This window comes from Salinisphaera sp. C84B14 (assembly GCF_040361435.1).
Lineage (GTDB): Bacteria > Pseudomonadota > Gammaproteobacteria > Nevskiales > Salinisphaeraceae > Salinisphaera.
The window spans coordinates 16105-33683 of record NZ_APNL01000026.1 but is presented as its reverse complement, the minus strand read 5'-3'; the positions used below and the strand labels follow the sequence as shown (position 1 = coordinate 33683).

The 17579-nt window shown below is 64.2% G+C and carries 14 protein-coding genes and 1 tRNA gene; 8 read left to right on the top strand and 7 right to left on the bottom strand.

Features of this window, described 5'->3' with window-relative positions; all coding sequences use genetic code 11:
- Positions 1-23 precede the first annotated feature (23 nt).
- The 4 genes from C84B14_RS16845 to C84B14_RS16830 form a co-directional block, all read right to left on the bottom strand.
- Positions 24-1724, bottom strand: a complete 1701-nt coding sequence (locus tag C84B14_RS16845; RefSeq protein WP_353225842.1) for a proline--tRNA ligase — start codon at positions 1722-1724, stop codon at positions 24-26.
- A 105-nt stretch (positions 1725-1829) separates the two neighbouring features.
- A complete protein-coding gene (locus C84B14_RS16840; RefSeq protein ID WP_348767160.1) occupies positions 1830-2270 on the bottom strand; it encodes a M67 family metallopeptidase in 441 nt (146 codons plus the stop codon).
- Positions 2271-2583: 313 nt separating this feature from the next.
- Positions 2584-3567 carry a cation efflux transmembrane domain-containing protein gene (locus C84B14_RS16835; RefSeq protein WP_353225840.1) on the bottom strand — a complete coding sequence of 328 codons (984 nt, stop codon included), beginning with the start codon at positions 3565-3567 and terminating at the stop codon, positions 2584-2586.
- Positions 3568-3607: 40 nt separating this feature from the next.
- Positions 3608-4135 (bottom strand): L,D-transpeptidase family protein, encoded by a 528-nt coding sequence (locus C84B14_RS16830; protein WP_348767162.1) that lies wholly within the window; start codon positions 4133-4135, stop codon positions 3608-3610.
- 195 nt (positions 4136-4330) lie between these two features.
- On the opposite strand from C84B14_RS16830, the gene C84B14_RS16825 reads away from it, so the two are divergent.
- The 4 genes from C84B14_RS16825 to C84B14_RS16810 all read left to right on the top strand — a co-directional run bounded on the left by C84B14_RS16825 (position 4331) and on the right by C84B14_RS16810 (position 9881).
- Positions 4331-5344 (top strand): isocitrate dehydrogenase, encoded by a 1014-nt coding sequence (locus C84B14_RS16825; protein ID WP_348767163.1) that lies wholly within the window; start codon positions 4331-4333, stop codon positions 5342-5344.
- Between the two features lie 420 nt (positions 5345-5764).
- Positions 5765-7825 (top strand): putative bifunctional diguanylate cyclase/phosphodiesterase, encoded by a 2061-nt coding sequence (locus tag C84B14_RS16820; protein WP_353225837.1) that lies wholly within the window; start codon positions 5765-5767, stop codon positions 7823-7825.
- Between the two features lie 11 nt (positions 7826-7836).
- The gene (gene kaiC / locus C84B14_RS16815) at positions 7837-9552 is read left to right on the top strand and encodes a circadian clock protein KaiC (RefSeq protein WP_353225835.1); all 1716 of its coding nucleotides are present in this window, start codon (positions 7837-7839) and stop codon (positions 9550-9552) included.
- Positions 9549-9881 (top strand): circadian clock KaiB family protein, encoded by a 333-nt coding sequence (locus C84B14_RS16810; protein ID WP_353225833.1) that lies wholly within the window; start codon positions 9549-9551, stop codon positions 9879-9881. The genes kaiC and C84B14_RS16810 overlap by 4 nt, the downstream gene beginning before the upstream one ends.
- 22 nt (positions 9882-9903) lie before the next feature.
- Here C84B14_RS16810 and prmC read toward each other — a convergent pair whose 3' ends face one another.
- Genes prmC through hemA form a run of 3 tightly spaced genes read right to left on the bottom strand, consistent with a single transcriptional unit; the run spans position 9904 to position 13161 of the window.
- Positions 9904-10755 (bottom strand): peptide chain release factor N(5)-glutamine methyltransferase, encoded by an 852-nt coding sequence (prmC, locus tag C84B14_RS16805; RefSeq protein ID WP_353225831.1) that lies wholly within the window; start codon positions 10753-10755, stop codon positions 9904-9906.
- Between the two features lie 10 nt (positions 10756-10765).
- Positions 10766-11851 (bottom strand): peptide chain release factor 1, encoded by a 1086-nt coding sequence (gene prfA, locus C84B14_RS16800; protein WP_353225829.1) that lies wholly within the window; start codon positions 11849-11851, stop codon positions 10766-10768.
- Positions 11848-13161 (bottom strand): glutamyl-tRNA reductase, encoded by a 1314-nt coding sequence (hemA, locus tag C84B14_RS16795; protein ID WP_353225827.1) that lies wholly within the window; start codon positions 13159-13161, stop codon positions 11848-11850. The genes prfA and hemA overlap by 4 nt, the downstream gene beginning before the upstream one ends.
- Positions 13162-13492: 331 nt before the next feature.
- On the opposite strand from hemA, the gene C84B14_RS16790 reads away from it, so the two are divergent.
- The 4 genes from C84B14_RS16790 (at position 13493) to C84B14_RS16775 (ending at position 17462) form a co-directional block, all read left to right on the top strand.
- Complete coding sequence (locus C84B14_RS16790; RefSeq protein ID WP_353225825.1) at positions 13493-15184, top strand: tetratricopeptide repeat protein; 1692 nt, start codon at positions 13493-13495, stop codon at positions 15182-15184.
- Complete coding sequence (lolB, locus tag C84B14_RS16785; RefSeq protein WP_353225823.1) at positions 15181-15807, top strand: lipoprotein insertase outer membrane protein LolB; 627 nt, start codon at positions 15181-15183, stop codon at positions 15805-15807. Before C84B14_RS16790 ends, lolB begins: the two co-directional genes overlap by 4 nt.
- A gap of 256 nt (positions 15808-16063) precedes the next feature.
- Positions 16064-16138: transfer RNA gene (locus C84B14_RS16780), tRNA-Gln, on the top strand.
- Between the two features lie 370 nt (positions 16139-16508).
- Entirely contained in the window at positions 16509-17462 is a 954-nt protein-coding gene (locus C84B14_RS16775) for a ribose-phosphate diphosphokinase (protein ID WP_293625911.1), read from the top strand.
- Positions 17463-17579 lie beyond the last annotated feature (117 nt).

Sequence of the window (17579 nt, the reverse complement as noted above, 5' to 3'; positions counted from 1 at the left end):
AACAACCTGGTGGGTTTACACACCTAGCGGCCCAACTTTTGCCGCAGGGCTTCCACGCTGTATTCAATTTCGCTGTTGTCGCTGTCTCGACGCCCCTTGTATTCGAGCGTGCCGGCTTCAATACCGCGATCGGATACCACCACGCGATGGGGGATGCCGATGAGCTCGGCGTCCGCGAACATCGGACCCGGACGCAGGCCGCGGTCGTCCAGGGCCACGTCGATACCCAGCTGACGGCATTCGGCATAGAGTTTTTCACAGGCCTCGCGTACCGCCGCGGACTTGTCGGCCTTGATCGGAATGATCACAAGCTCGAAGGGCGCGATAGCGGTCGGCCAGCAGATACCGGCGTTGTCGAAGCACTGTTCGATGGCAGCGGCGACAATCCGCGATACGCCAAAGCCGTAGCAGCCCATCTGCGGGGTGATCGACTTGCCGTTTTCGTCCAGCACGCTCAGCTCTAGCGCGCGGCTGTACTTGTCGCCGAGCTGGAATACATGGCCGACTTCGATGCCGCGCAGAATCGATAGCGGTGAGCCGTCCGGGCTGGGGTCGCCGGCGACCACGTTGCGCAGGTCGGCAAACTCCGGCTCGACGGCATCGCGGCCCCAGTTGAAGTTAACGAAGTGGGCGCCGTCGTAGTTCGCGCCCACCGCCATGTCGGCCGCGTTCTGCACGCCGTAGTCGGCGATCACGCGCAGGTTGACGTTCACCGGGCCAAGCGAGCCCGGGCCGGCGCCGAAGTGTTCGCGAATGATCGCTTCGTCGGCGAACTGCAGCGGGGTGGCGATGCCGTCGATGCCTTCGGCCTTGATCTCGTTGAGGCTGTGGTCACCGCGCAGCACCAGCAACACCGGTTTATCGTCCTCGCCCATAACCACGATCGCCTTGGCGGTGGCTTCGGCGGGCAGGTCGAGGGCCGTACACAGGTCGGCGATGGTGGCGACTCCGGGGGTGTCGACCTTGCGCAGCTCGCCGGCCGGGGCCGGGCGCGGCGTATCGCTCGCGCGGGTGGTGGCGGCTTCGATATTGGCGGCATAGGCCCCGTTTTCGGCGACCGCAAGCTCGTCTTCGCCGGCCTGGGCCAGGACATGGAATTCTTCGGACTTGGCGCCGCCGATGGCGCCCGAATCGGCGGCCACGATGCGATAGTCGAGCCCGATGCGATCGAGTATCCGCGCATAGGCCGCGCGCATGACCTGATATTCGCGATCCAGATCGGCCTCGTTCATATGAAAGGAGTAGGCGTCCTTCATGATGAATTCGCGGGCGCGCATCAGGCCGAAGCGTGGCCGTATTTCGTCGCGGAACTTGGTCTGGATCTGGTAGAAGTTGACCGGCAGCTGCTTGTAGCTGCTGATATCGCGCTTGGCGTAGTCGGTGATCACTTCTTCGTGGGTCGGCCCGAAGCAGTACTGGCGCTCGGCACGATCGGTCATGCGCAGCATGAGGTCGCCCATGGCATCCCAGCGGCCGCTCTGCTGCCAGAGTTCCGCGGGCTGGACCGCCGGCATGAGCACTTCCAGCGCGCCGGCCGCGTCCATCTCCTCGCGCACGATATTTTCCACCTTGCGCAATACGCGGATACCGAGCGGCGTCCAGGTATACAGGCCGGCACCGAGCTTGCGGATCATGCCGGCACGCAGCATCAGCTGATGCGACACGATCTCGGCATCGGCCGGGGTTTCCTTGGTGGTGGACAGGGCAAAGGCGGATAGACGCATGGGCGAAGGCCGGTTGGGTCGATGAGCGAATCAGCCCGCGATTCTACAAAAAAGCGCGGCGGCTGACCGACAGCTTAAAGCGGGGCGGCGCGTTCGGCTTGTCGATCAGTCCAGAATCGTGAGCACGCGCTCGTGCATGGCATCGTCTTCGCGCTGCCAGGCGCGCATTTCCAGCACGCCCTTGATGTTAAGCGAGATGATCAGATACAGCGCCTCCGGGTAGCCCAGGCCTTCCACGTCGTGGACCGAGGGCTCGGGCGGCGCGCTGGGGTGGGAATGGTAGATTGCCAGCATGTCCTCGCCGCGATCGCGCATGTTTCTAAGCGCGGCGATCTGGCCGGCCGGGTCCATCTCGAAACGCCGTGCCGGGTCGGCCGCGACGTTGGCGACCGGGTAGATTTCATAGGGTATGCCGTCGCGCTGGCTGAGAAAGCCGCACACCTCGGCATCCGGCTGTTTCTGGGCTTCGAAGAGCAGGCGGGTGGCCAGCATCCGACTCATCTTTACAGGGGGCACGCCAAATTCCTTGAGCAAAACGATGCGCATGATAGCGCCCGCGACCGGTCTGCACGAGCGCCGCGGGTTACCGAGGCAAGCTTGCGCATAACCTCTCGCGGGTCGCGTTCGAGTCCGCACAGATGCTGCGGCAAGGCGCCCAGGTCCAGCGTCTGCCTTATTGGCAGGTCAGAACCGCTGAGCGGCCAGGGCTTTGCGCGCGCTTGATCGGCCTCAGTGTTCGCTACCGTGCAACTTGCTTATGGGCTTGGGCACGCTACGCTCTCACTTGTCTGTCAATCACGCGCAAAGTACACGGCGCGACCGTCACAGGTTGTGCAGAGCTGCCCGAGCCGCCGCGGCCTCAGCGCGGTGTGCGTATCGCATCCGCACAGCGTGCGCTGGTGACCGGCACCAGTTCGAAATCGAGCAGGCGCCAGTCCATGGCTTCGATATCGGCCCTCGCCTCGGCCAGCTGGGCGACCAGCGACGGCGTATCCGCGTGCGGGCAGACGAAGGCAATACCGGTCAGACGCCGGCCTTCTTCTCGTAGCCGCACGCGGGCATCGCTGACCCAGGCCAGGCGGGTAAGCCGATCCCGAATCCGTCCGCCGAGCGGGTCGACCCGGCTGCTGCCGAGTTCGCGCGGCACCTCGTCGATGAGGTCGCATACCGCAGTGTAAAGATGGCGCGCGCCATGGCGCAGGATATCGGCGCCGATCGCCAGGGTGGCGATAAAGTCGGCCCACCACAGCCCCAGCCCGATGCCGAGTACGCCGACGATGGCGGCACCCCCGGCCAGCCAGCTTGCGCGGCCCATGGTGGCGTCGGCGTAGAGGCCCTTGTCGTGCAGGTCGATCGCCAGGCGCTGGCGCGAACGTCCGGCGATGATCGGCACAAGCAGGCTGTAGGCCAGTGCGGCGAGTACCGGCCAGCCCGGCCAGTCCAGCAATGGCTGTGACCAAAGCGTGCCTAATGCCGGATGCTTGAGCACGATCAGGCCGCGCAGCGCGACATAAAGCAGATACAGGCCCATCGCCGAAAGGGCCAGGGCGCCGCTCAGGAATGCAATGGTGCCGGCACGATAGAAACCGTAGGGAAAGCGTGGCGTCGGCCGCAGGTTCTCGACTCGGCAGGCGACAATAAAAGCGAGCGGTGGCAACAGCGCCCACAGGCTTTTCAGCCAGATCGCGGTCAGCGCCTGGGCCGTGCCCAAGGCCGCGTAGAGCGCGGCGACCACGCTGATACGCAGTATCAGGGTCAGCCATTCGATACGCAGGGCGCGTTGCAGTGCCCGGTGCTTGTGCGCGGGCAGGCTGCTCGGCGTGCGCGGCTGATGCGGGGTCATGCGTGGCTGCGGGCGGGATCGACCAGCGCGTTCAATCCGGCTACGGATAGATATGAATACGGGTGCCGTCGTAGACGCGGTCCCAGATCGTATCGATCGCCTGATTGGATACGGCGATACAGCCGTTGGTCCAGTCGCCTTCGCGCTCGCGATCGTCATAGTCCGGCTGGCCGTGGATCATGATCAGATCGCCGGGGTCCACGCCGCGGGCGTCGGCGTCCTCGCGATCGCGCGCGTTCGGGTAGGAGATATGGATCGAGCGGTGAAAGATGCTGTCCGGATTGCGCCAGTCCAGGTAATACAGCCCTTCGGGCGTGCGGTTGTCGCCGCGCTTGCGCTTGGTGCCGATCGGGTTCTTGCCGAGGGCGATGGGGAACTGCTCGACCATCTCGCCGTTGGCGTAGAGATACATCACCCGGTTGGCCTTCATGACCACCACCAGATCGACCGGCGGTTTGAAGTCGTCGTCGAATTCGTCCTGGGCCAGGGCCACGGCCGGCGCCACGAGCGCGAGCAGCACGAGCGTACAAAGCAGCAGACGAATATGAGAAGTCGCGTTCAAGCGCATGGTCGGCTCGTGTTGGTAATCGAATTGCGCGCCGTGGCGCGCCATACGACGCAATTCTGCCGCGCGCTGCGTACGGGTGCCAGTCATTACGTGGCCGTGCCCGACGGCGATGCGGTGCTAGGATGAGGTCAGCAGGAGCCCGAGTCCACAGCTATGGGCCGCGCCCCGATATTTTCCAAGCTTAGAGGATTCGCCATGAGCAAAACGCCGGTCACAGTCATCAAGGGCGACGGTATCGGCCCGGATATCGTCAATGCCGCGCTGCGGGTACTCGACCGCCTGGATACCGGGTTCGAGTACGAGGAAGTCATCGTGGGCCAGGCGGCGCTCGACGCGGGCGAGTCCGACGTGATGCCGGAGTCGGCGCTGAAATCGATCGAACGCACCGGCCTGGTGCTCAAGGGCCCGGTCACCACCCCCTCCGGCAAGGGCTATCGCTCGGTCAATGTGGCCATGCGCAAGCATTTCGACCTGTATGCCAACGTTCGGCCCACGCTGTCGATGCCCGGTACGCAGTCGCGCTACAACAACCTCGATATCATCACCGTGCGCGAGAACACCGGCGGCATGTATTCCGGTCAGGGCCAGAAGGTCTCGGAAGACGGCAACCGTGCCGAGGCGCTGTCGGTGATCACCCGCTCCGAATGCGAGCGCATCATTCGCTTCGCCTTCGATATGGCGCGGGCGCGCGGCCGTCGCAAGGTCACGCTGGCGCACAAGGCCAACATCATGAAATCGACCTCCGGGCTGTTTCTGGAGGTGGGGCGCCAGATATCGGAGGAATACGACGATATCGAACACGACGAGGTGATCGTCGACGCCTGTGCGATGAAGTTGGTCATGCACCCCGAGCGCTTCGACGTCATCGTCACCACCAATCTGTTCGGCGATATTCTCTCCGACCTGTGTGCCGGTCTGATCGGCGGGCTCGGGCTCGCGCCCGGCGCGAATATCGGTGAAACCTGTGCCATGTTCGAAGCCGTGCACGGCAGTGCGCCGGATATCGCGGGGAAGGGTATTGCCAATCCGACGTCCGTCATTCTCGCCGCCGCGCTCATGCTCGAACACGTAGACCAGGCCGAGAACGCCAACCGGCTGCGCCGCGCCGTGCGCTCGGTGGTTGCCGAGCACGATCGCGTCACGCCCGACCTGGGCGGCAATGCCACCACCGAGCGCTTTACCGATGCGGTGATTGAACGGCTCGGATAATCGCGCCGCGGCCGGTGCCGGTACGCCGCTGTGGCTGGCTGGCGTTACGCTCACGCGGCACCGGCTGCAATCGGTTCGGGCCTGTTAGCCCGGCACGAGAACAGCCGGCTGCGTCGGCTGTTCTCTACACCATCGAAAATAGACGACGCCGCCTGCCCGTGGTTCCGTCCAGCGGCTTGGCGGCCGCTGGACGCGGCGCCAACGCTTGCGTATGGGCGTGTTAGCAACCCAGACAGAAGATTCTGATGCCGGGTTGATCCGATCGGCGTAGCCGGGATCGTTACAACGCGAGTAAGCTGTTTTTAAAACAAGCCGGCCTACGTCGGGCTCGACGCCGGGCGCATGGGAAGGCAGATAAAGGCGGTACCGGCAACGACCCGCTGCGACCGACATTCTATGCGACAGCTGAGCGGGGAGCGCATGAGCGATTTTCATTATCTCGCCGGGCACAGCCCGGCTGCGCTCGTGCTCGCGAAGATGGCCGGTGAGATTATCGAGGCCAACGACTCGGCCTGCCGCTTGCTGGGGCGAACGCGTCAACAGCTGGCAGAAGTGGCCGGCGAGGAGTGGTTGCAACGCGCCGGCGACACGCTTTCCCGCATGACCGGCGATGCATGCACGGCGGTCGACGTGATGTTGCGGCATCACGACGGCTTCGTGTTCAGCGCACAGATGGCCGGGCATGTGTTCGATCATCCCGCCCATGGTCAAATCGCGAGCCTGGTGCTGCGTTCGAGCGTGACGCTCGCAGACGGTGCGGGCATCGCCCAGGCGGCGCTGGATCACATCGAGGAGGCGGCGGTTCTGCTCGACGCCGAGGCACGCATTCGTGCGCTGAACCCGGCCTACAGCCGGATCACCGGCTACGACGATGTCGAGGCGTTGGGCGCACCCATCCAGCTTGGCGAAACAGACGAGGCGCAGGCGTTCGCGCGCGGTCTGGTCGAACGGCTCGAGCCTGGCCAGCGATGGAGTGGCGAGGTGCGCTGTCGGCGTCGCGACGGTGAACCGTATCCCGCATACGTCAAGATCACGGCGCTGCTGCCGGGCAGCGGTGAGGATACGGCCCGATTCGTGGTGATCTTTCGCGACCTGTCCGTGAAGGAGGCCTACGAGGCGCGCATCGATTATCTGGCCCATTACGATACGCTGACCGGGCTGGCCAACCGAACGCTGATCGAAAAACGTGCCGAGCTGGCGCGTATCGAAGTCGAACGCGACGGGCGCCATCTGGCGCTGATGTTTCTCGACCTTGACGGCTTCAAGGCGGTCAACGACTCGCTGGGCCATGCGGTTGGCGACGAGCTGCTGTGCCATGTGGCAGAACGCCTGCGCGCCGCGGTGGGCGCCAGCGATGTGGTCGCGCGTCAGGGCGGTGATGAATTCGTCATTCTGCTCGATTCGATCGCCAGACCGGAGGATGCGGCACAGGTGGCCACCCGGATTCAGGAAATGCTGCGGGTGCCGCTCACGCTCAACGACCAGGCCGTGTTCACGACCGCCAGTATCGGGATCAGCTGTTACCCCGACGACAGTCGGGATCTGCACACCCTTTTGCGCAACGCCGATCTTGCGATGTATCGGGCCAAGCGTCAGGGGCATGGACGCTATGTGTTCTATCGCCCCGAAATGGATGCCAACGCGCACTGGATGCTGCAGCTGCGCAATAACCTGCACCGGGCGCTCGAACGCCGCGAGTTCCATGTCTACTACCAGCCTTTCGTGGATGTGGACACGGGAGCGGTGACCGGTATCGAGGCATTGCTTCGCTGGCAGAACGCCGAACTGGGCATGGTTTCGCCCGCGGACTTCATACCGATTGCCGAGGAGATCGGTCTCATTGTCGAAATTGGCCAGTGGGTACTGCGCGAGGCTTGTCATGAGCTGCAGCGCCTGCACGAGCGGGGCTACGATCATCTGCGCGTGGCGGTAAACCTTTCCGCGCGCCAGTTTCGCCAAACTGATCTGGTGGAGCAGATCGCGGCCGTGCTCGACGAGACCGGACTGGCGGGTCGTCATCTCGAGCTCGAAATAACCGAAACCGTGCTCATGGAACAGGCCGGCGCCACCCTGGACACGCTCCATGCGCTGCAGGCCCTGGGGGTGGCGGTGGCGCTCGACGACTTCGGGACCGGCTACTCGTCGCTGAGCTATCTACGCCAGTTTCCAATCACCTATCTCAAAGTGGACAAGTCCTTCGTCGACGGCATCCCTGCCGAAAAGGGCGACCTGACCATCACGCGCACGATCGTGGCGATGGCGCGCAGCCTGGATATCCGGGTGACCGCGGAAGGCGTGGAAACGCCGGCGCAGCGCAAATGGTTGCGCCACTGGCACTGTGAAGAGGCGCAAGGCTATCTCTACAGCCTGCCGCTCGCAGCAGGGGATCTTGAGTGGCTGCTCTACAACCACGACTTGTTGCCCGTGGATGGTGAAACCGGCAATCTGACAAACGATCCGTCGTCCGTACTCGAGGAATAGGCCCTTTGTCCATGCCAGAAGTGTCTGCCACGTCCCGTTTGCCGACCGGGGTAGAGGGGCTGGATGCCCTGCTCGGTGGCGGCCTGCCCGACCGTCGTTTGACCCTGGTGTATGGCGGCACCGGCGTGGGCAAGACCGTGCTCGCGTTGGAAATACTGGTTCACAACGCCCATGCGGGACGGCCTGGAATCGTGGTGGGCTTCGAAGAAGGCCCTGACGAGCTGATCGAGAATCACTTGTCTTTCGAGTGGGGCTTCGCCGAGGCAGCGGCCGACAGTATTCACCTGATGTCGGCGCGGGTCGAGGACGAGTTCCAGAACGCCGGAGCATTCGATATTTCCGGGCTGCTGGCGTCGATCCAGGCCAAGATCCAGCAGACCGGCGCGCGTTGGGTACTGATCGACGGCCTCGACGCGCTGCTGGGTACGCTGGGCGATCGCGTCGCGGCGATGCGCGAGCTGTTTCGCCTCAAGCATTGGCTTACCGACTGCGGCGTTGCGGTGATCATGACCGCCAAGCTCGACGAGTACGACAGCACGGGCACGACCCATTTTCGCGACATGCCCTACGTCGCCGACTGCGTGATTCGTCTGCGCAACATTCCGCACAAGCGCACGTTCGCGCGCACCCTGCGCGTGGTGAAACTGCGCGGCGGTGAAAGCAGCGGCGCCGAGATGCCGTTCGTGATTCGCAACAGCGGCGTACTGGTGGCCGAGCGGGAAAATCATCCGCTGACCGCCAAGGTTTTCGAAGAGCGTATCGCCAGCGGTATCGAGCGGCTCGACACCATGCTTCGAGGCGGGCTGATCCGCGGCAGCAGCGTGCTTGTGTCGGGCCCGCCGGGGGCGGCCAAAACCAGCCTCGCCGCCTGTTTTGCCCGCCAGATGGCCAAAAAAGGCGAGCGCGTTCTCTATATCAGCTTCGATGAAGCCGGCGAGCAGATCGTCGAGGATCTCAAGTCGGTCAGCATCGATCTGCGGCCGTACGTGGAGAGCGGTCTGCTGCAGATGCACGGGGTGCTTGCCGGGGCCACCAGCGCGGAAGCCCACTATATCGATATCCATCACGCGATCCGCGAGTTCGCACCCGACCACGTGGTCATCGACCCCATTTCGGCCCTGGTGAAGTCCGGTGGCCTGGACATGGCCGTGGATGTTTCGGACCGGCTGCTGGATCTGGCCAAGGCGAGCGGAATCACGCTCTATCTCACCGCGCTGTCCTCGGAGCAGACATTTGTGGTCGACATGGAAAGCCATCTGGCCAACATCGTGGATGTGTGGGTGGGGGTGAGCTATCGCGTCGACGAAGGCGAGCGCAACCGTGCGCTGTCGGTGATCAAGGCCCGCGGTATCAATCATTCGAACCAGATGCGCGAACTCACGCTCGCCGATGACGGGCCGGAGCTGGCCGATGTCTATATCGCAAGCGGCGAGATGTTGATGGGGTCCGCGCGGCTGCGTCAGGAGCAGGAGTCGGAGGCGGCCCGGCGTCAGGAGCAGCAGGCCTACGAGCGCGACCGGCAGCGCATGTACACGCATATCCAACAGACCCAGGAACAGATCGCGACGTTGAGCAGCCAGCTCGAGCAGCAGCGCTCCGAACTCGAACAGCTCGAGCGCCAGAAGCGCGACCATGTCCAACGGCGTGCCGACGATCGCGGCCAGTTGTTGCGCAGCCGCGGTGCGGACGCCAACGACCACCGTCTTTCCGATGAGTCGTCACGATGAACGAAGTCGAGCCCGAAGACAGCGGGATGAACGATGAAAAGACGCGCGATTCGCTGCGCGTACGTCTGTTCGTCGCGGGGGATTCGCCCAGCTCCCGGCGTGCGCGGCGTGCGATCGAGTCACTGCTTGGCGTGCGCGAAAACGCCGACGAAGCCCGCTTTGAAGTGGTCGACGTGTTGCGCGAGCCGGCACGTGCGCTCGAGTCCCGGCTGCTGGCCACGCCCACACTGATCATCGAGCAAGGCACCGTTGTGAGCCGCTATGTCGGCGACCTGTACGAACGCGAGGATGTCGCCCAGGAACTGGCCCAGGTGCTGGATCGTCTTTGAGGCCGTTGCGCCCGCGCAGGCCCTAGGCGCAGGCGACAGCGTCCGGGCGCACGGCCCGGGTCACCCGGTCGTTGTGGCCGAGGTCGACGATCGTTTCGACCCGTGCCCAGTCCCGAAGCATGCCGCGCACGGCTGGGCCCTGTTCGGCCCCGTGCTCAAGGTATAGACAGCCGCCCGCGCTGAGATGGCGCGGCGCAGCGGCAACAATATGCTGCAGGTCCGCGAGCCCGTTGTCGGGGGCGACCAGCGCCGCCTGTGGCTCGTGCTTGAGTTCGGGCGCGCCCAGGTGGGCGTCGTCGGCGTCGATATAGGGCGGATTCGACACGATGATATCGAAGCGACCGTCGCCAACGGCCTGAAACCAGGGCCCCAGGGCGAACTCGACCCGGGTCAGGCCCAGCCGGGCCGCGTTGCTGCGGGCGCAGGCCAGGGCCTGTGGGCTCGCATCGGTGGCTGTGATCGCCCAGGCCGGGCGTTCAGCGGCCAGGGCCAGGGCGATGGCGCCGCTGCCGGTGCCCAGATCGAGTAGCCGACGCGGGGCGGTGTCGTGCTCGTCAAGTACGGCTTCGACAAGTGTTTCGGTATCCGGTCGCGGGATGAGCACATCCGGCGTGACGCTCAGCTCGAGCGTCCAGAAGCCGACTGAGCCGATGATATAGGCCAGCGGCTCGCCTGCTGCCCGGCGTTCGACGAGCGCGTCGAAACGCTGGCGCGCGGCGGGTGGCACCACGTCCTGCCCATGCATGACGAGCCAGCTATGGTTAACCTCCAGCACATGTTCGAGTAACAGCCGGGCATCCAGCGCCGGGCTGTCGTCGTGTGCTGACAAACGCGCGAGCGCGGCACGGCGCAGCGCATCGACGGTAGCGCTCACGACGGCGCGATCAGGCCGCGCCCATTTCGGCGAGCAGGTCGGCTTGATGTTCACTGGTCAGTGCGTCCACGATCTCTTCGAGGTTGCCCGCCATGACGTCGTCGAGCTTGTAGAGGGTGAGATTGATGCGGTGGTCGGTAACCCGTCCCTGCGGGAAATTGTAGGTGCGGATTCGCTCGGACCGGTCGCCGCTACCGACGAGTTTCTTACGGGTGGCGGCCTGTTCGCTGGCCTGCTTGTCCTGTTCGGCAGTCAGCAGCTTGGTCTGCAACAGGCTCATGGCCCGGGCACGGTTCTTGTGCTGGGAGCGCTCCTGCTGACATTCGACCACCACGCCGGTGGGAATATGGGTGATACGGATCGCCGAATCGGTCTTGTTGATGTGCTGGCCACCCGCGCCCTGGGCGCGAAAGGTATCGACACGGATATCGTTCGGGCTGATATCGATGGCGCCGACTTCATCCTGTTCGGGCAACACCGCCACGGTACACGCCGAGGTGTGGATACGCCCTTGTGATTCGGTCGCCGGCACGCGCTGGACGCGATGCGCGCCGGATTCGAACTTCAGCCGTGAGAAGGCGCCGGTGCCGATCAGACGCGAAATGACTTCCTTGTAGCCGCCGTGTTCGCCTTCGCTGGCGGACAGGATCTCGACCTGCCAACCCTGTTTCTCGGCATAGCTGGAATACATGCGCAGCAGGTCGCCGGCGAACAGCGCGGCTTCGTCGCCGCCGGTGCCGGCACGGATTTCCAGATAGAGATTGGCGTTGTCGTTCGGGTCACGCGGGATCAGGTGCTTGCGCAACGCGGCTTCGAGGCCGACGAGGCGTTCACGGGCATCGTCGAGCTCGGCTTCGGCCATTTCGCGCAGCTCGGGCTCGTCGGAGTTTTCCATCTCTTCCAGATCGGCTATTTCGTCGACCAGCGCCCGCCAGGCGCGATAGTCCGCCGCCAGTGATTCGAGCTGGGCGTACTCCTGGGACATGCGGCGGAACTTGTCCTGATCGCCGATGACCTCCGGATCGGATAGCGAGTGCGCGAGGTCCTCGTGGCGTTCGACCAGTTCCTCGAGTTTGGCGCGCAGAGAGTCTTTCATTCGTTATCTTCTATGTTCGTCTTGGAAAGCGGATTGCGGCGTATTTCGGCATGCGTGTCGCTGTCGAGCTGGAACAGATGCCGGGCGCTGCTGAGCAGCTCCTGCTGATGGGCGCCGCGTGCCTTGCGCAGTGTGGCACTGGGCTCGTGCATGAGCTTGTTGGTGAGCGTGCGTGCCAGATACGTCAGTACGTCGTCGGCGTTCTCGCCGCGCGCCAGCCGCCGCTTGGCCTTGGTCAGCACATCTTCGCGTGTCGCGTCGGCCTGGCCGCGCAAGTCGCGAATGGTATCGATCGCCTGGCGTGAATCCAGCCAGTCGATATATTCCTCGATACGGACATCGAGCATGCCGTCGGCGAGCGTGGCCGCCTTTTCGCGCGAGCGGCGATTATCATCGATGACGCTCTGCAGGTCATCCACCGAGTACAGATAGATATCCTCGAGCTTGCCGGCCGCGGGGTCGATATCGCGTGGCACGGCCAGGTCGAGGGCAAACATGGGCTTGCGTCGGCGCTGTCGAACCGCGTCGCGCAGTTCGTCGAAGCTCACCAGATAACCGGGCGCGGCGGTCGACGAGATCAACATGTCGGCTTCGGCCAGATGCGCGCTGATGTCCGCCAGGGCAATCGCATAGCCGTGATAGCGGGTGGCCAGCTCCTGGGCGCGCTCGACGCTGCGATTGGCGAAGATCATGCGTTGTACTCCGGCCTCGGCGAGATAGCGGGCCGCGAGATCGACGGTTTCGCCGGCGCCGATGAACATGGCCGCGGTTTCCGACAGGTCGGCAAAGATCTGGCGCGCCAGGCTTACGCCGGCATAGGCCACCGATACCGGGTTGGCGCCAATATCGGTCTGGGTGCGAATCTGCTTTGCGACCGCGAAGCTGTGTTCGAAAAGTCGGGTGAGCAACGGCCCGGCGCCGCGCGCGGCACGGGCGCTGCGGTAGGCGTTTTTCATCTGCCCCAGAATCTGCGGTTCGCCCAGGATCATCGAATCCAGCCCCGCGGCCACACGCAGACTGTGGCGTACCGTTTCGCGGTCGCGATGGATATAGAAGTAGGGCGCCATATCGTCGTCGTTGAGCCCGCGCTGTTCGCACAGCCAATGCCGTAGCGCGCCATCGCCCGGCGCGTCGGTCACGGCATAGAGTTCGGTGCGGTTGCAGGTTGACAGGATGGCGCCTTCATACACATGCGGCAGGCGCAGAAAATCGTCCAGCGCGGCATCGAACTGCTCGGGCGGAAACGCGGCGGTCTCACGGACCGATAGCGGGGCGGTGATATGGTTCAGACCGACGGTGAGCAGCGTCATGGCGTTATTCTACCGCGCTACCGTCGCTTGCGCGGTGCGGTTTGCGTAGCCGCTGCTCGGATCGTCGCGCTATGATTGAGTTATGCATACTATTAACCCGGCAAGAAAACAGCTCATGCGGAGCTGTTTTTCACCGCCTTCGAAAACGAAAGCCGGCGCCTTGCCGTCTTTTGTTTGCAAAGGCCTTGCGGCCACCGGCCGCCGCGAGGATGCTGTCGCACTCCCGTGTGATCAACCCGGCCCGCCGGCTGTTTGCGGCCTGCGCGCCGATAATTTGAATGATACGGGCCGGCAAAGCCGTCGGCCGCGCTGGTTTGCAACCGCCCTGTTGTTGGCAGGTGTTGCGGTGTTGGCGGCCGGTTGCGCGGGGCAGCCCGGGACCACGCCGGTCGGCACGGATATGCGGATCGACGCCAACGCCGTGCAGCCCAGTCCGGTCAGCCGGCGGGAGGCCTACGAATACCATGTGCTGGCCGGGGAAATGGCCATTCAGCGCGGCAATCGCGATCTGGCTGCACGCGAATATGTGGCCGCGCTCGAATATTCCAACGATCCGGCCCTGGCCAAGCGGGCGACGCGGATCGCGCTGTTCGCCGAGCAGCCCGACCTGGCTTACAAGGCCGCGAAAATCTGGGCGCGCAATGAACCCGATTCGCTGAATGCGCAGCGTACGGCCACGCGCATGGCCGTAGCCAACGAGGACGCAGAGGGTCTTGCGAATTACGCCCCCGCGCTGGTGACCGCGGCGGCTTCTCCGGATATCGGTTACCGGCTGCTGGCCGATGTGGTCAGCGGCGCACCGAATGCCACCGACATGGTGATCGACACCCTCAGCGATATGGCACAGGCCGATAGCGACAGCGCGCCGGCCCAATATGCGCTGGGCGTGGTCGCGCTGCGCTATGACCGAAGCGAGGTGGCCGCGCGCGCGGCCGAACGCGCGCTCGCTCTCGATCCGAACTGGAACGATGCCGTGCTGTTGCAGTCCGGGGTATGGATTCAAAGCGGCGAGACCTCTAAAGCCCGCGCGCTGGTGGCTGGGCTGCCGGGCAATGCGGCCAGCCGGGCGCAGTATCATCTTGCGCTCGCCCGTTTGCTGATCGAAGCCGATCATGAAGACGCCGCGCTCGGCGAGTTCGAGCAGGCCATCGAACTGCAGCCGGACAACACCGACGCACGCTATGGCCTGGCGATTCTGTCGCTGAGCCTTGGCCAGCTCGACCGCGCACAAACGGCGCTGACCCGGTTGTACGACAACAACGAACGGGCCGACGATGCCGCCTTCTATCTCGGCACCATCGCCGAAGAACGCGAAAACTATGCCGAGGCCCAGCGCTGGTACCAGCGCGTCGAAAACGGCGGGCACGCCTTCGAAGGGCAGGTGCGCGGCGCGCGCATGATCTTCATGCAGGGCGATCTGCCCGCGGCCCAGCGTCGCTTGAGCGAACTGCGTGACAGCTATCCCGATCTCAGCGAACAGCTGTATGCGGCCGAAGGCCAGCTCCTCTATGAAGCCGACGAACCGCGCGCGGCCCTGGATATTTACAATCATGGCCTGGACGAGATACCCGACAGCACCGAGCTGCGGTACGGGCGTTCCATGGCCCATGAGCGGCTGGGCGACATACAGGCGGCCAAGCAGGATCTGGAAACCGTGCTCGACCGCGAGCCGGACGATGCGCGCGCGCTCAATGCGCTGGGGTATCTGATCGCCAACCACGGCAGCGACTATGACCGCGCCGCGAGTTATATCCAGCGCGCGCTCGAAACCGAGCCGGACAATCCGGCCATTCTGGATAGCATGGGGTGGGTGGAGTACCGTCGCGGCAATCTGGACGCCGCACGACACTACCTCGAACGGGCGTATCGAGATTTCGCGGACGCCGAAGTCGCCGCGCATCTGGGCGAAGTGCTATGGCAGCAAGGCCAGCACGAAGCAGCGCGGCGTATCTGGCAGGATGCCATGGCCGACAGCGCTGACCATCCCGTGCTCACTGAAACCGTGGAACGTCTCGACCCATGAAGAAACTGCTGATTCTGATCGTCGCGGCTGCCGTATTGTCCGGCTGCGCAATCATTCGCAAGCCCGCCGAAACCGAAGCCGGTGTCGTCGACACAGCCGCCTGGGCGGCGCACAAGAAGGAACTGGCCAATTTCAACGTCTGGTCATTGCAGGGGCGCGTGGCCACCGGGCAGTTGCTCGGCTGGACCGGCAACCTGAGCTGGCGGCAGCAGGGCGACGCTTTCGATGTGCGTCTGTCGGGCCCGCTGGGCGCGGGCGGTTTTCGTGCGCAGGGGGCGCTCGACGACGCGGTGGTCATCCAAACCAAGGACGAGCGGTTCGTCACGACCGAGCCGGATGCGCTGGTCGAACGCACGCTGGGCTGGACTTTCCCGCTCGAGCCGCTGCGTTTCTGGGCGCGCGGGCTGCCCGCGCCCGGCGACTACGACCGCATCAGCGTTAACTCCCAGGGGCGCATGATCTCGCTCGAACAGAACGGTTGGGCCTTGTCATTCCCCGATTATGTCGAGCCTGAAAACATGCCCGCCGTGCCGCGTCGCATCGTGCTCGACAATGGCGAAACACGGATCCGCCTCGTGGTCGATCGCTGGTTCGACGTCGACGGCGTGTCCGGCGCGAATTGACACCGACCGAAGCAGTCAAGAAAATACGCGGCCTTCGCGCGGGCCGAAAAGATTTTGGTCATCGCGTGCAGGTTCGAATTCAGCCGCGCAGCGGCAGGATTCGAAGGAACGAAGACGACACAGGTTAGATGGGGCGTAGCCAAGCGGTAAGGCATCGGGTTTTGATCCCCCTGCGCCGCAGGCACGATAATCCCGCAGGTTCGAATTCAGCCGCGCAGCGGCAGGATTCGAAGGAACGAAGACGACACAGGTTAGATGGGGCGTAGCCAAGCGGTAAGGCATCGGGTTTTGATCCCGTGTACCGCAGGTTCGAATCCTGCCGCCCCAGCCATATAATCGTCCGCGCAAGCGGACACGAAGGACAGCCGGGGCGGCTGGATGAGAACCTGCCAGGTTCGACGCAGCGCGCGAAGCGCGCAAGAATCGTGACGCGCAGCGGCACGAGCCCGCAGGGCGAGGCATCGCGAGATGCCGAGTAATCCTGCCGCCCCCGCCATATAATCGTCCGCGCGAGCGGACACGAAAGACAGCTTGAAAGCTGGATGAAATCGACGCAGCGCGCGGTCCCGCTCCGGGTTACGCGCCGCGCGGCGAGCATGGCTGAACCGTATGGGCAACCGTGCGTGTTCTGTATTTCATCCTGATTACCGTCCGCAGCGCGGACCGCTCATCTTCAATTGACAGCACGGCAGCACGAACCCATGGCGGATTCCAGGTTGATGGTCTTTACCGGCAACGCCAATCCGGCGTTGGCCAAGGATGTGGCCGGTTACCTCAAGTTGCCCGTGGGCAAGGCGAATGTCGGCAAGTTCTCGGACGGCGAGATCACGGTCGAGATCGAGGAGAACGTACGCGGGCGCGACGTGTTCGTGGTCCAGCCGACCTGCCGGCCTACCAACGACAACGTCATGGAGCTGCTGATGCTCATCGATGCGCTGCATCGCGCATCGGCCGGGCGTATCACCGCCGTGGTTCCGTATTTCGGTTATGCCCGCCAGGATCGACGCCCGCGCAGCGCGCGCGTGCCGATTTCGGCCAAGGTCGTGGCCAGCATGCTCGGCGCGGTCGGCACCGATCGCGTGCTCACCGTCGATCTGCACGCCGACCAGATCCAGGGCTTTTTCGATATGCCCGTGGACAACGTCTATGCATCGCCGGTGCTGCTTGGCGATATCTGGCGTCAAAAGGACGAAAAACTGATTGTCGTTTCGCCCGACGTCGGCGGCGTAGTGCGCGCGCGGGCACTGGCCAAACGTCTGGAAGATGCCGATCTCGCGATCATCGACAAGCGTCGACCCAAGGCCAACGAAGCCAAGGTGATGAATATCATCGGTGATGTCAGCGGCAAGACCTGCATCATGGTCGACGACCTGGTCGATACCGCGGGCACGCTCTGCCAGGCCGCCGATGCGCTCAAGAACCAGGGCGCAACCAAGGTCAAGGCCTACGTCACGCATCCGGTGCTTTCGGGCAAGGCGATCGAAAACATCAGCAACTCCCGCCTGGACGAGCTGGTGGTCACGGACACCATTCCGCTATCGCCGGATGCGGCGGCCTGCGGCAAGATTCGCCAGCTGCATATCGCCGCGCTGCTGGCCGAAACCATCCGCCGGGTGAGCAACGAGGAGTCCGTGTCCACGCTGTACGTGGACTAGGCGCAAGCGGCGCTGGGCGGGTCGCGCTCGCGGGTCGTGCATTTGCTGCCCAAGCGCGTATACTACGCGGTCTTTTGAAGTCGGTGGGCGGCGGCCCGCCATAAAACACAACGATCG